Origin of the sequence: Enterococcus sp. DIV0876 (assembly GCF_050529585.1) — a bacterium.
Taxonomy (GTDB): domain Bacteria; phylum Bacillota; class Bacilli; order Lactobacillales; family Enterococcaceae; genus Enterococcus_D.
Genome location: NZ_CP172882.1, coordinates 2,675,573 through 2,688,949, shown reverse-complemented (window position 1 = coordinate 2,688,949; position 13,377 = coordinate 2,675,573). Strand labels below are relative to the sequence as shown.

At 41.3% G+C, this 13,377-nt stretch carries 13 protein-coding genes; 11 read left to right on the top strand and 2 right to left on the bottom strand.

The window, feature by feature from the left end; genetic code table 11:
• The first annotated feature begins 100 nt into the window (after positions 1-100).
• The 3 genes from IGI41_RS12735 (at position 101) to IGI41_RS12725 (ending at position 3,177) form a co-directional block, all read left to right on the top strand.
• On the top strand, positions 101-847 hold the full coding sequence (locus tag IGI41_RS12735; protein ID WP_430610146.1) for an alpha/beta fold hydrolase: 747 nt from the start codon (positions 101-103) through the stop codon (positions 845-847).
• Positions 848-946: 99 nt separating this feature from the next.
• A complete protein-coding gene (locus IGI41_RS12730) occupies positions 947-1,903 on the top strand; it encodes a rhodanese-related sulfurtransferase (RefSeq protein ID WP_430610145.1) in 957 nt (318 codons plus the stop codon).
• A 335-nt stretch (positions 1,904-2,238) separates the two neighbouring features.
• Positions 2,239-3,177, top strand: coding sequence for a 2-dehydropantoate 2-reductase (locus IGI41_RS12725; protein WP_430610144.1), 939 nt, complete (start codon positions 2,239-2,241; stop codon positions 3,175-3,177).
• Between the two features lie 62 nt (positions 3,178-3,239).
• On the opposite strand, the gene IGI41_RS12720 is transcribed toward IGI41_RS12725, so the two are convergent.
• Complete coding sequence (locus IGI41_RS12720) at positions 3,240-4,028, bottom strand: PHP domain-containing protein (RefSeq protein ID WP_430610143.1); 789 nt, start codon at positions 4,026-4,028, stop codon at positions 3,240-3,242.
• A 134-nt stretch (positions 4,029-4,162) separates the two neighbouring features.
• Here IGI41_RS12720 and IGI41_RS12715 point away from each other — a divergent pair, with 134 nt between their 5' ends.
• From IGI41_RS12715 to IGI41_RS12690, 6 genes are all read left to right on the top strand, one after another.
• Positions 4,163-5,029, top strand: coding sequence for an AraC family transcriptional regulator (locus IGI41_RS12715; protein WP_430610142.1), 867 nt, complete (start codon positions 4,163-4,165; stop codon positions 5,027-5,029).
• Positions 5,030-5,238: 209 nt separating this feature from the next.
• Positions 5,239-6,315, top strand: a complete 1,077-nt coding sequence (locus IGI41_RS12710) for a Gfo/Idh/MocA family protein (RefSeq protein WP_430610141.1) — start codon at positions 5,239-5,241, stop codon at positions 6,313-6,315.
• Positions 6,316-6,348: 33 nt separating this feature from the next.
• The gene (locus IGI41_RS12705; protein WP_430610140.1) at positions 6,349-7,104 is read left to right on the top strand and encodes a sugar phosphate isomerase/epimerase family protein; all 756 of its coding nucleotides are present in this window, start codon (positions 6,349-6,351) and stop codon (positions 7,102-7,104) included.
• Complete coding sequence (locus IGI41_RS12700) at positions 7,101-7,820, top strand: ThuA domain-containing protein (RefSeq protein WP_430610139.1); 720 nt, start codon at positions 7,101-7,103, stop codon at positions 7,818-7,820. The genes IGI41_RS12705 and IGI41_RS12700 overlap by 4 nt, the downstream gene beginning before the upstream one ends.
• Complete coding sequence (locus IGI41_RS12695) at positions 7,817-8,785, top strand: sugar phosphate isomerase/epimerase family protein (RefSeq protein WP_430610138.1); 969 nt, start codon at positions 7,817-7,819, stop codon at positions 8,783-8,785. Before IGI41_RS12700 ends, IGI41_RS12695 begins: the two co-directional genes overlap by 4 nt.
• A 23-nt stretch (positions 8,786-8,808) precedes the next feature.
• On the top strand, positions 8,809-9,837 hold the full coding sequence (locus IGI41_RS12690) for a Gfo/Idh/MocA family protein (protein WP_430610137.1): 1,029 nt from the start codon (positions 8,809-8,811) through the stop codon (positions 9,835-9,837).
• A gap of 131 nt (positions 9,838-9,968) precedes the next feature.
• On the opposite strand, the gene IGI41_RS12685 is transcribed toward IGI41_RS12690, so the two are convergent.
• A complete protein-coding gene (locus IGI41_RS12685) occupies positions 9,969-10,880 on the bottom strand; it encodes an ArsR/SmtB family transcription factor (RefSeq protein WP_430610136.1) in 912 nt (303 codons plus the stop codon).
• Positions 10,881-11,120: 240 nt separating this feature from the next.
• Here IGI41_RS12685 and IGI41_RS12680 point away from each other — a divergent pair, with 240 nt between their 5' ends.
• Together IGI41_RS12680 and IGI41_RS12675 are read left to right on the top strand one after the other, a co-directional pair.
• Positions 11,121-12,386 (top strand): extracellular solute-binding protein, encoded by a 1,266-nt coding sequence (locus IGI41_RS12680; protein WP_430610135.1) that lies wholly within the window; start codon positions 11,121-11,123, stop codon positions 12,384-12,386.
• Between the two features lie 85 nt (positions 12,387-12,471).
• Positions 12,472-13,377 (top strand): carbohydrate ABC transporter permease, encoded by a 906-nt coding sequence (locus IGI41_RS12675; RefSeq protein WP_430610134.1) that lies wholly within the window; start codon positions 12,472-12,474, stop codon positions 13,375-13,377.

Below are 13,377 nucleotides of genomic sequence, written 5' to 3'. Positions count from 1 at the left end.
GTCTTTTTTTTGCTGTGAATTGGAGAATAGTCAGAAGGCAAAGGGGAACTTTCTTTGCAGAATGCCGGACTTTTCGTATACTAAAGAAGAGGTGGAGAAAATGAAAGTAGCTGTACGCAAAAGAAAAATCGGTAATATCCCGGTCTTAGAAGTTGTACCTGAGGCGCTTATTTATGAGCCTTTGCCCTTGATTATTTATTATCATGGCTGGCAAACCAGTAAAGAATTGGTATTGACCCAAGGCAGGAAGTTGGCGCGGGCTAATTTCCGGGTGATTTTGCCTGACGCTGCCAATCACGGAGAAAGAAAAACTGCTTTATCAGAAATTCCTTCTCTGACGTTTTGGCAAAGTATCCAAACCAATTTATTTGAATTTGCTTATCTGGTAGATTTCTTCGAAAATTTAGGTTTAGTCAATGGCCAAATCGCTGTCGGCGGTGTATCAATGGGCGGAATGACAACTTGTGGACTGTTGTGTCAACATCCTGAAATCAATGCAGCAGCCTGTATTATGGGCTCGCCTTCGATGATCAGTTATCGCGAACGGATTCAAACCCATGCAGGAGCGGCCGGTTTTTTTGTGCCGGAAGATTATGCACGTTTGTTGGGCTGGATGGATGCCTACGACTTGCAGTCTCAACCAGAGAAATTAGGCCAAAGACCGTTGCTTTTTTGGCATGGTACACAAGATGAAAAGATTCCATACCAAGATGTGGCTGAATTTGTACAAGCCAATCCTGCAGCCAGTCTTCAGTTTATTTCCCGCGATGAACGTCATTTGGTCCGTGGAGAAACGATGGATCAAGTCACAGCATTTTTTGTGGATGCGTTAAGAGAAAACAACTAAAAGCATCACGCGGCATTGTGTCAAAAGGTACAAGCATAAAACTCGTTTTTTGTCACGAGATACCCTATACTGTAGTGTGCAAAAAAAGGAGGAATTATTGTGAGTTACCGCGTTTTATTATTTTATAAATATACCACGATCGAAGATCCAGAAAGCTTCGCGAAGGAGCATTTAGCATTTTGTAAAGAAAACGACATCAAAGGTCGTATTTTAGTCGCAACAGAAGGTATCAACGGCACGCTTTCAGGAACGATCGAAGCAACGGATAGATACCGGGAGATGATGGAAGCTGACCTGCGCTTTCAAGGGATTTATTATAAAATCGATGAAGTAGAAGACCATGCCTTCAAAAAAATCTTTGTCCGTCCAAGAAAAGAATTGGTTTCACTGAATCTTGAAGACGACATTGATCCGCTAGAAATGACGGGCAAATATTTGGATCCTAAAGCCTTCAAAGAGGCATTACTAGATGAAGATACGGTTGTTATTGATGCGAGAAATGACTATGAATATGATTTAGGTCATTTTCGTGGTGCAGTACGCCCTGATATTCGCAGCTTCCGTGAATTGCCCCAATGGATCATCGACAATAAAGAACGATTTATGGATAAAAAAGTCGTGACCTACTGTACAGGTGGGATTCGCTGTGAGAAATTTTCCGGCTGGCTGATGCGGGAAGGGTTTGAAGATGTCGCACAACTCCACGGGGGGATTTTTGCTTATGGCAATGATCCGGAAGTACAAGGGGAATTGTGGGATGGCAAAATGTACGTCTTTGACGAGCGGATCAGTGTCGAAATCAATCATGTGGACAAACAAGTGATTGGCCGTGACTGGTTTGACGGTACGCCTTGTGAGCGCTATGTGAACTGTGCCAATCCGGAATGCAACCGTCAATTCTTGACCTCAGAAGAAAATCAAGCAGCTCATTTAGGCGCCTGCAGTTATGATTGTGCGATCCACGAACACAATCGCTATGTCGAAAAACATGGGATTTCAGAGGCAGAAAAAGAACGCTTGTTGGCGAATTTTGCGGTAGAAGCCATTCAAGCATAAGCTTTAGACAGTGGTTTTATAAAGAAACACTTGTTGGTCAGATGGGGTACACCTTGACTAGCAAGTGTTTTTTAGCATTGATTTCCTTGGTCTTGATGTTGATCGACAATCTGATTTACAAAATCATTCAATATTTTCATAGCCATTTGTAATAAGTTAAGATTTATCTTTCATCATGGAAACTATACATATTTCGTTCTTTAATTATCAGAAAAATCAAACTATTCCAATTGGGTTTTTATCATTTTTATTGTCTATCAAACGCAAGCCTCTCGCATATTTGTATAATTTAGAGTAAACTATACCTAATTGTTAGATAGGAAAGAGGAAGATAGATGAAGATTGTTATTGCTGGTGCTGGTGCGATGGGAAGTCGCTTTGCGATTATGCTGAAAAGAGGCGGCAACGAGGTCACGTTGATCGATGGTTGGCCGGCCCATATCGAAGCGATTCGGGAACATGGACTGAGAGCCAATTTAAATGGCGAAGAAATCGCAGTGCCATTTCCCATCTATTCGCAACAAGAGATTCCGACAGATGCACAAGCAGATCTGATTTTGGTGTTTACCAAAGCGATGCAGCTGGATCAAATGATGCAGACGATCCAACCAATGATTGGCGAAGAAACCAAAATCCTTTGTTTATTGAATGGGATTGGGCATGAAGATACGATTGAGAAATATGTCGCTGCTGACAAAATTATACTCGGCAATACGATTTGGACGGCTGATTTGATTGGACCGGGACAAGTACGTTTGTTTGGCGAAGGCTCAGTGGAATTACAGAATTTAAAACCAGGCTATGAAGCCACAGCGAAAGAAGTCGCTGCTGTATTGGCAGATGCGGGGTTACATGCGGTATATTCAGAAAATATTCGTTATTCTATTTACCGTAAAGCGTGTGTCAATGGCACCTTGAATGGTTTGTGTTCGATTTTAGACGTCAATATTGCGCAATTCGGTGGCACATCGACTGCCCGTAAAATGGTTGAAACGATCGTGAGCGAATTTGCTGCAGTGGCCCGTCATGAGGCTGTTGAATTAGACATTCCTGAGGTGGTTCGTCATATTGAAGAAACCTATGACCCAGCTGGTATCGGTATGCATTATCCGTCTATGTATCAAGATTTGATCAATAATCATCGCAAAACAGAAATTGATTATATCAACGGTGCGATTTCCCGCAAAGGGGAGAAATACAATGTACCAACGCCGTATTGCGACTTTTTGACACAATTGATCCATGCCAAAGAAGAAGTGTTGGAAGCAAAATAAGCGTATCAAAAAACCAAACGGGTCTGCAGAAAACTGCGGACCCGTTTCATGATCACTTTTGGTTACGCTTCTGGCAAATCCGTCATGAAGCGGTCTCTCCCTTGAAAAACAGCCAACTCTGTCACGCCGAAAGAATGCAGCAGACGGCTCATCGCCGCAAAATCTAGGCGATAATCATTTGCTACATGGGCATCAGAGCCCAAGGTAAAGAGTTTGCCTCCGACGCTTTGATATAAAGGAATCGCATATTCGTACAGATGGGCATTCTTGTATGGACCGAAGCTTTTGGCATTGATTTCCATCGCCAAATCACGGGCAACGATCTTCTTGAAAATAGCAGTCAGTTCCGTTTCAAAATATTGCGCCAGTTCTTCTTGGCTGAAATCAAAACGGCGTAAGCCATAATCAAAGTGGGTCACGATGTGTCCTTCAGGAAATGAATCAAGGACTGTCGACATTTGATCAAAGTAGGTTTTGGCAACGTCGAATTTGTCTTTTTTCAAGACGGCATCATCCATATAATCAAACGTACCGTTTTGATGGATGCTGATCAATTTCAAGTCGTAAGGATGGGCATGAAGATAATCAATGATCGTTTGCTCTTGTCCTGGAACGACGCCAATTTCGATCCCTTTTAACAAATGGGTAGGGGTGGTTTCTTGCAATTGCTGGTGTTTTTCCACTAACCTTTCATAGTCGGGGATATCATCGCGAAAGTTTGAATATGGATTTTTCAAATCGAAATGGTCGGTGGCAACGAAAAATTCAGGCTGATAAGCCAAGTAATTCTCGAATTGTTCAGTAGAATCAAAGGACAAAAAGGTATGTAAATGCTGATCGTAATAATGCATGAGAAGACTCCCTTTTTTTGAATACGATACCACAAAAAGCGAGTAGAAACCATTCTTCTGTGAGAAAAGGTTTTCTCTTTGAGCTATTTTCTATTATAATAGATTGGGAATAGTTGAGAAGGAGCAGTCAGTCGATGAGTATGTACCTAGAGATCCCGGAATTTGAAAGTGAATTTCGTTTCCGCACGTTCTTAAATGATGGATTAACAATCGTTTATCCCCATGTGCATAAGGAAATTGAAATTATTTATGCCAAACGTGGCACGGTCAATATCGGTGTCGACGATACGATCGTTGAACTGCAAGAAGGCGACTTGTATTTATTTGCCAGCGGACAGCCGCATTATTTTTTGGCGTCGCCAGAAAGTGAGCGGTATGTCTATCAATTTGATCTGAAATTATTCGAAGAAGCGTTGCTCAGAGAGTCAGAAACTTCTCTATTAATGTTATTTGAAGAAGGAGAGCCCCATAGTCGAGCATGGCCGGATAGTTTCACTGAGAAAATCACTGATTTGTTGATTGAATTGTACCAGTTAGAAGAAGAAAACGTTCGGGGAAAGCGTTATTTGATGATGGGTTTGCTCTACCAAATCATCGGAGAATGTTACCAAAGTTTGCCAAAACGACAAAAAATCCGGGGCTCATTGAAGCGCTCAGCCGCCCAATACAAAGAAACCTTGCAACGGTTGAATCAAGTCTTTGAATACATTGAATCTCACTATCAGGATGTATTGACAATGGAAGAAACAGCGCGATATGTCGGCTTTAGTCCCCATTATTTCACCCGGTTTTTCAAGACAAATACTGGAAAGACCTTCATGCAATTTTTGACGGAATACCGAATCAATCAAGCGAAATTTATCCTGGCCAATCAGAAAATACCAATGGCAGAAGTGGCTGAAAAAGCTGGATTCGCAAGTGTGAAGACTTTCCATCATGTTTTCAAGGAGACGGTAGGGCAGTCGCCGCTGCAATATCAAAAACAACTGAATCTGAAGTGAAAATAAACGACTCCTGTATATCTGCAGTGGGTCGTTTTTCATTAGCAGTTATTTTTTTAACGATAGTTATTTGAAGATCGGCGTTTTTTTGTGAGAATTCCATAAGATAAATTTCGGGAATTTTTTCCATGGAAATTGGGAAGAAGTTGTTTGATGGTTTCGTTATAATGAGCCTATAGAAAATAAAAAGCGTTTTCAGGAGGAAAGTTATGACAGTTAAAGTTGGAATCATTGGGTGTGGCGGAATTGCAAATGGCAAACATATGCCGGCATTGTCACAAGTTGCAGAAGTAGAAATGGTGGCTTTTTGTGATTTGATCGTTGAACGTGCGGTTGAAGCGAAAGCTATTTTTGGAACGGAAGATGCACAAGTGTTCAGCGACTATCAAGAAATGCTGGCGCAAGCCGACCTTGATGTGATCCACGTATGTACACCAAATGCTTCTCATGCGGAATTGTCGATCGCAGCTTTAGAAGCAGATTGTCACGTGATGTGTGAAAAACCAATGGCCAAAACGACTGAAGAAGCCAAAGCAATGATCGAAGCGGCCAATCGGACGGGCAAAAAATTAACCATCGGCTACCAAAACCGATTCAGAAAAGATTCTCGCTATCTGCATGAGGTATGTTCAGAAGGACAACTGGGCAATATCTACTTTGGTAAAGCCCATGCGATCCGTCGTCGTGCAGTGCCTACTTGGGGTGTTTTCCTAGATGAAGAAGCCCAAGGCGGCGGCCCATTGATCGATATCGGTACCCACGCATTAGACTTGACGTTATGGATGATGAACAATTACAAACCGAAATTCGTTGTTGGCAAGGCCTATCATGAATTGTCACAAACCAAAAATGCAGCCAACGCATGGGGCTCATGGGATCCAGAGAAATTTTCTGTTGAAGATTCTGCCTTTGGATTTGTTGTGATGGAAAATGGCGCAACGATTTTCCTTGAAGCAAGCTGGGCTTTGAACAGTTTGGATGTCAAAGAAGCCAAAACAACATTGATTGGCAGCAAAGCCGGTGCAGATATGAACAATGGCTTAACCATCAATGGTGAGGACCATAGCTTGTTATATGAAAAGAATATCGAATTGGAAACTGGCGGGGTTGATTTTTATGAAGGTACTGGTGAAACACCAGAAATCTTAGAAGCCCAATCATGGATCAATGCGATCATCAACGATACTGAACCAGTCGTGAAACCAGAAGAAGCGATGGTAGTGACCGAGATTCTAGAAGCAATCTACAAATCATCCAATACTGGTGAGCCTGTATATTTAGGCTAAAGATTCGCAACCAAATATAATGGAGGAGCGTACATGACAAAACCCAAAATCGGCTTGCAACTTTGGAGCATCCAAGATGCCTGCAAAGAAGATTTTTTTGCAGCATTACAAGCAGTAAAACAAGCTGGCTATGATGGCGTAGAATTCGCGGGTTATGGTGATCATTCAGCAGAAGAGATTGCCTCGTATCTAGAAAAATTGCAACTTGAAGTAGCTGCATCGCATATTCCGTATGAAGCGTTACAGCCCGAGAACATCACAGAAACGTTGGCATTTGAACAAATGATTGGCAATCAACGCATCGTGATTCCCTATGCAAGTTTTGATTCATTGGAAAAATGGCAGGCATTTGCCCATTCACTGACAGCTATTGTCAAACAAGTGCAAGCAGCAGGCATGACATTGTACTATCATAACCACGCCCATGAATTTACAGAAGTACCTGGTCAATCCATGATCGATGTACTGTGCAAAGACAATGACCAGCTGCGATTAGAAGCGGATTTGTATTGGTTGGCCTTTGCTGGCGTTGATGTACTGGAATGGTTGAAGACATATCAAGGAGCTGTCGGCTTGGTCCACATCAAAGATATGCAAGCAGATCCTAGAGAAAGTACTGAAATCAATTCGGGTATTTTGCCAATCAAAGACTATGTGATTGCTGCTAAGACTTTAGATTTGCCCTGGCTGATCGTTGAACAAGAAGCCTTTCAAGCCTATAGTCCATTAGAAGCGACAGCAATCGATTATTTACAGCTGAAAGATATTGTAGAGGAGGTCCACCAATGATCCATGTAACTGTATGGAATGAATACCGCCATGAGAAAACCGATGAAACGGTACAAAAAATGTATCCGGAAGGTATCCATGGTCAAATCGCAGCTTTTTTAAGTGAAGATGATTTCGAGGTGCGGACAGCGACTTTAGATGAGCCGGAGCACGGACTGACTGAGCAAGTATTAGCCGATACAGATGTACTGGTATGGTGGGGACATATGGCACACGATGAAGTCGACGACGCCATTGTTGCGCGGGTTCATCAGCGCGTCCTCGAAGGTATGGGATTGATCGTCTTGCATTCAGGTCATTTTTCAAAAATATTCAAGACATTGATGGGCACTTCATGTGATTTGAAATGGCGCGTCGATGACCGCCATGCCCGCGTATGGAATGTCAATCCAAGCCATCCGATCGTTGAAGGGGTCGGAGAATATATCGAGTTAGAACAAGAGGAGATGTACGGGGAGCATTTTGATATTCCTGCACCAGATGAATTGATATTTGTTAGTTGGTTCCCAGGCGGAGAAGTCTTCCGCAGCGGCTGCACATTCCGTCGCGGCAATGGAAAAATCTTCTATTTCCAACCTGGGCATGAAACGTTCCCAAGTTATTATAATGAAAAAGTCCAAAAAGTGATCAAAAATGCTGCCCGTTGGTGTGCACCGACTGAAAACAGCTACCCTTATTATGGACACTTTCAAGCATTAGAGGAGGAAGCAAAATGAAATTAGGCGTATTCACACCGCTATTCAATCAATTAAGTTTTGAAGAAATGATCGATGAAGTTGCCAAAAAAGGCTTGCAAACAGTTGAAATCGGCACGGGCGGCTCACCAGGCAATGCTCATTTGGATATTGATAAACTGTTGGCCAGCGAAAGTGACCGCAAAGAATACTTAGCAAAATTAGCGGATAAAGGCTTATCGATTTCTGCATTGAGCTGTCACAATAACCCGATTTCACCGCTAAAAAATGAAGCCCAAGAAGCAGATGAATTGTTGCGCAAAACCATCAAACTAGCAAGTTTGATGCATGTACCAGTGGTAAACGGTTTTTCTGGTGTGTCCGGTGGGAATGCGACAGACACGCAAGTCAATTGGCCTGTATTGCCTTGGCCAACGGAATATGATGACAACTATAATTACCAATGGGAGCAGAAATTGATTCCTTATTGGAAAGGCATCAACCAAGAAGCGGAAGCTGCCGGGGTGAAGATCGGGATTGAATTACATGGCGGTTTCTTAGCGCATACGCCTTATACCATGCTGAAACTACGCGATGCAGCCGGAAAAGCGATTGGTTGTAATCTTGATCCAAGTCATTTGTGGTGGCAAGGAATCGATCCAGTAGCAGCAGTCAAAATCTTAGGGGAAGCAGATGCGATCCATCACTTCCATGCCAAAGATACCTACTTGGATCAAGACAATATCAACATGCACGGCTTGACAGACATGCAGCCATACAGCAATGTCAAAACCCGAGCTTGGACTTTCCGTTCAGTCGGTTGCGGACATAGCTTGCAAGTTTGGTCAGATATTATTTCAGCATTGCGTATTTATGGCTATGACTATGTATTGAGTATCGAACATGAAGATCCAATCATGTCCATCGATGAAGGACTGAACCGCGCGATCAGTAATCTAAAAACAATCATGATCCGCGAAGAAGCATCCTCTATGTGGTGGGTATAAGAAGAAAGGAAGGATCCAAAAAAATGAGTGCAATCAACTTTGCAGTAATCGGTTATGGCGGCATGGGTGCGTACCATGTCCACAATATCATGCCGAATGAAAATGAACGAATCCATATCGTAGGTACCTACGATATTTCAGAAGAACGACAAGCCATTTCACAAGAAAAAGGCCACAAAATATTTAAGAGCTATGAAGAAGTATTAGCCGATGAAACCATCGAAGCGTTACTGATTGCAACACCAAACGATTTGCATAAAGACTTGTCGATTGCAGCGCTAAGAGCAGGCAAGCATGTTGTATGTGAAAAACCTGTTGCGCTAAATGTCGCCGAATTGGATGAAATCGTGGCAGTAGCCAAGGAAACAGGCAATACCTTTATGGTACACCAAAACCGGCGTTGGGATCCCGACTTCTTGATTGTACGGGAATTGTATCGCAACGGACAAATCGGAGATTTGTTCCAATTAGAGTCACGGGTCCAAGGTGCCAATGGGATACCAGGGGATTGGCGACATGTCAAAAAACAAGGCGGCGGCATGCTATTAGACTGGGGCGTTCACTTGCTGGATCAACTGTTATGGCTAGTTGATAGCCCAGTCAAAGATGTCAAAGCAGATTTAAGTTATGTGTTAGGCGAAGAAGTGGACGATGGATTTTTCAGTTTGATCACTTTCGAGAATGGTGTAAAAGCCATCGTTGAAGTGGGAACCTCCAACTACACTCAGCTGCCACGTTGGTATATCAAAGGGACTGAAGGAACAGGCACGATAACGGATTGGTCGTTAAATGGTGAGCTGGTCAGAGCGACAGGCCGTGAAGATGTGGCAGCACCAAAACCAGTCCAAGCTGGTGTTGGCTTGACCAAAACAATGGCGCCGCCGTCAGAACTAGCAGCAGAAAAAATCCCGTTTCCAACAGCAGAAGCAGATTTTGAACCGTTTTATAAAAACTTTTATCATGTGGTTCGCAATCAAGCAGAACCAATCGTTAAAAATGAAGAAGTTCGTCAGGTGATGTTGCTGATCGAGCGAATATTTGCAAGTGCATAAAGAGTAATATAAATCACATATCTTTATAGAGGTGTGTGATTTTTTTTGTTCTAAAATGTTTATACGCGATTATCTAATTGATATCGAGAGACACGAAGAGCCTCTAGGCATATGACCTAGAGGCTTATTTTTTAATTATCCAAATAATAAACATTCACAAGGATATTTTGATTATGGTTGCCGAACCCTTTGCCAAATAAGGTGAGCCCACCTTTATTTTTTGCGTTTTCCTCGATTTCTAACCGTAATTTGATAAAGGGAGAATCGTGCAATCGCAAATCATCGATAGTGACTTCTGAGTAAGATTCACCATCGATCCCAGTATCCAGTTTGTTGATTCGAATATGTTTTAGCAAACCATACTGACTAAAGCGGTCATTCCACCATAATGGGGTATAACGACCTCTTGTGTCAGAAAAATTGCCTGGTACTGTATAAACAGCGACTTTGACATCATTAATGAATATTGAGATATCGCTTGGCCAAATATTATTTGATAAAGGAAATTCTGAAGCCAATTCAAGACTGATTTCCAAAAGTTCTGCAGACTCAGATTCTTGCAAAAGATTAGGGATTTTATATTCTACGAACCCTTTGCTAAACCATAGTAGCCCTGCGTTGACTCGATTAGAATCTAAGAAGTACTTAGGGTCATCAGATTTGCCAACAACTTCTTTGACTGTCGCTAAACCGCAAGTTGGACTGACTGAAAAATCTGTAAAATGTCCAATACTCAAGTCAGTGGAATGTAGTTTAAATGCTTGATAGATTCTTTCGGGGAATGTGATATGGATATCGTCAACTTTAAGGAAAACCATTTTTTTATTGCGATTCGAACCAATTCCTCTTTCAGAATCTAATAATCCAGCATCTTCCATTTTTTGAACATGGCGTGTGGTAATCGCATTGCTGATTTGTAACTCTTTGGCAATTTCGCTAATACTTTTTTTTTCGTTTCCAATAAAATGAATGATTTTTAAACGTGTTTCGCTAGCTAAAGCTTCATAAACTGCAAGGGAATGCTTCGTCAAATCAAGTTCCATGTAACCCTCTCCTTAACTATTTAGTTAATCTAAAATGGTGCGTTAATAGTGACACTCTTGATGTTGTTAACCAATCAGTTGTTTTTATAGGAATAATATATCATAGCATTGACAGCGTTTGCAATAGGTGATAATTTTATTTTTGTAAACGGAAACAACAATCAAATAAAACCGATTGGTTAAACGAAAAGCTGAAAATGTTGTTAATAAATTAACTAATTGGTAAAACGGAGGATGACAATGAAAGCGAATAAGATGGCAAAGTGGGTAGTGTTGGGTGTCTGTGCAGGACTCTTGGTTGGTTGTGGCAATTCGTCTAGTAGCTCTGGAAACAGCAAGAATGAAATCACTTTTTGGAATCCATTTACAGGGGCAGATGGATCAAATATGGTGGCAATGATCGATGCTTATAATAAAACAGATCCCGAATATAAAATCAAGAATGTTTCGTTAAAAGAAACTGATATGTATACCAAAATTCCGACTGTAGTCAATTCAGGCAAAAATATCCCTGATCTAACAATTGTTCATGCGGAGCGAATCAAGCAATATAACGACAATGGCATGTTGGAAAGTTATGATGATCTACTAGGGGATTATGGAAACATCAATGCGGACAATTACGTGGCGGAGGCATGGAATTTGGGAGAATTAGATGGTTCCCGATATAGTGTGCCATTAGATATTCATAGTTGGGGAACATACTACAATAAAGAGTTGATGGAAAAATATGCACCAAGTGCCTTAGATGATAATATCTTGACGTTTGACGAGATGAAAGAGGCGGGTGAGAAGGCAGCTGCAGATGATGTCAGAGGCGTAGCCATTACATGGGTCAAACCTAACTTTTTGTCCTTAATGAAACAATATGGTGGAGAATTGACAGAAAATGGAACAGATCCAACTTTAGATACGCAAGCTGCTAAGGATGCGATTGGATTATGGAAAGAATTGTATGACGAAGGTGTGACAACAAAAGATGGGGAAGATCCAACGCAATTATTCCTAGCTGGGAAACTGATCTTTTTCCCAGAAGGAATTTGGTTGCAAAACAATTTGAAAGATGCTGAGTTTGAATGGGGCTTAACCAATTCACCTCAATTATCTGATGATTTAAATGAAACAGTCAATTGGGCTTCTTCTCATCAATTTGTTCGCTTTAATAGCGATGAACGTACAGATGAAAAAGAAAAAGGCATCATGGATTTCTTAGAATGGCTTCGTACCAACTCTCTTGAATGGGCAAAAGCCGGCCAAAACCCAGCTTCATTGGCAATTTTGGACGATGAAGAATATCAAGAAATGCCGCAATCTATTTTCATCTCAACACCTGAACAACAAGCAACATTAAGTATTTTTGATTATAAATATAACGGATATGTGGCTGAATACTTGGATGCACATGGTTTTGACACGATTTTTGGTAAACAAGAAATCGATGATTTCACTTCTGGCATGCAAAAAGAAGTAGCTGATAAGATTGAGAAAGATAGTTCGAACAAATAAAAAAAGTGCAAAGAATAAAAATGAACGGTATCAGCTTGGTTCTGTGCTGATACCGTTTTTATTCAGAAAGGGAGCATGATGATGTATGATCACGTCGATGGAAGAAATAAAGGCAAAGAAAGCAACAACTAAAGAATGGACTGCGTGGCTATTTGTCGCGCCTCATTTACTCATATTCACGATATTTTTTCTTATACCAGTTATATTCGGGATTTACATCTCCTTTACGGATTGGGATTTATTCAATTCACCTACCTTTGTGGGACTTGATAATTATAAAGAATTGTTTTTCGATGCTGATTCGACATTCTATACACAGTTGCGTACAGGGTTGACCAATACATTGATTTTTGTCATATGTGCTGTACCATTTTGTATTTTAGTGCCTTTATTATTGGCTGCTGCGCTAAATACCAAGCCTTTTTTGAGCAAAATATTTCAGTCGATATTTTATATGCCTTCACTTTTTGCAATCTCGGCAGTTGTGATTATTTGGACATTGGTTTTTAACGTAAATTATGGACCGATCAATTCCATTCTTGATACCTCCACACCATGGACGAGCACGCAGCCATATGCCTGGATTGCGTTGGTCGTGGTCACTGTGTGGTGGACAATTGGGGGAAATATGATCATTTACCAAGCAGCACTGAACGGCATTCCCAAAGACTATTATGAAGCGGCTGATATTGATGGGGCAACTGCTGTGCAGAAGTTTTTCAAAATCACATTACCATCGATTCGTGGACAGATTTTGTATACAGTGGTGATGACGACAATTGCTCAATTTAATGTGTATGGGCAACCATTGATGTTAACTGGTGGCGGTCCCAATAATTCGACGCGTGTCTTGCTTATGTATATACAACAAAACGCCTTCGGATCAGGTCAATCGATTGCAGGGATTGCTTCAGCAATGGCAGTCGTTTTAGGTATCTGTATCATGATTATTTCTGCAATCCAATTCAAATTTTTACGTGTAAAACGATAA

What these genes read in the sequence shown, in the direction of transcription:
- IGI41_RS12735 (WP_430610146.1), top strand. Translation starts at nt 101, where the DNA reads ATGAAAGTAGCTGTACGCAAAAGAAAAATCGGTAATATCCCGGTCTTA.
- IGI41_RS12725 (WP_430610144.1), top strand. Translation starts at nt 2,239, where the DNA reads ATGAAGATTGTTATTGCTGGTGCTGGTGCGATGGGAAGTCGCTTTGCG.
- IGI41_RS12720 (WP_430610143.1), bottom strand. Translation starts at nt 4,028, where the DNA reads ATGCATTATTACGATCAGCATTTACATACCTTTTTGTCCTTTGATTCT.
- IGI41_RS12715 (WP_430610142.1), top strand. Translation starts at nt 4,163, where the DNA reads ATGAGTATGTACCTAGAGATCCCGGAATTTGAAAGTGAATTTCGTTTC.
- IGI41_RS12710 (WP_430610141.1), top strand. Translation starts at nt 5,239, where the DNA reads ATGACAGTTAAAGTTGGAATCATTGGGTGTGGCGGAATTGCAAATGGC.
- IGI41_RS12705 (WP_430610140.1), top strand. Translation starts at nt 6,349, where the DNA reads ATGACAAAACCCAAAATCGGCTTGCAACTTTGGAGCATCCAAGATGCC.
- IGI41_RS12700 (WP_430610139.1), top strand. Translation starts at nt 7,101, where the DNA reads ATGATCCATGTAACTGTATGGAATGAATACCGCCATGAGAAAACCGAT.
- IGI41_RS12695 (WP_430610138.1), top strand. Translation starts at nt 7,817, where the DNA reads ATGAAATTAGGCGTATTCACACCGCTATTCAATCAATTAAGTTTTGAA.
- IGI41_RS12690 (WP_430610137.1), top strand. Translation starts at nt 8,809, where the DNA reads ATGAGTGCAATCAACTTTGCAGTAATCGGTTATGGCGGCATGGGTGCG.
- IGI41_RS12685 (WP_430610136.1), bottom strand. Translation starts at nt 10,880, where the DNA reads ATGGAACTTGATTTGACGAAGCATTCCCTTGCAGTTTATGAAGCTTTA.
- IGI41_RS12680 (WP_430610135.1), top strand. Translation starts at nt 11,121, where the DNA reads ATGAAAGCGAATAAGATGGCAAAGTGGGTAGTGTTGGGTGTCTGTGCA.
- IGI41_RS12675 (WP_430610134.1), top strand. Translation starts at nt 12,472, where the DNA reads ATGATCACGTCGATGGAAGAAATAAAGGCAAAGAAAGCAACAACTAAA.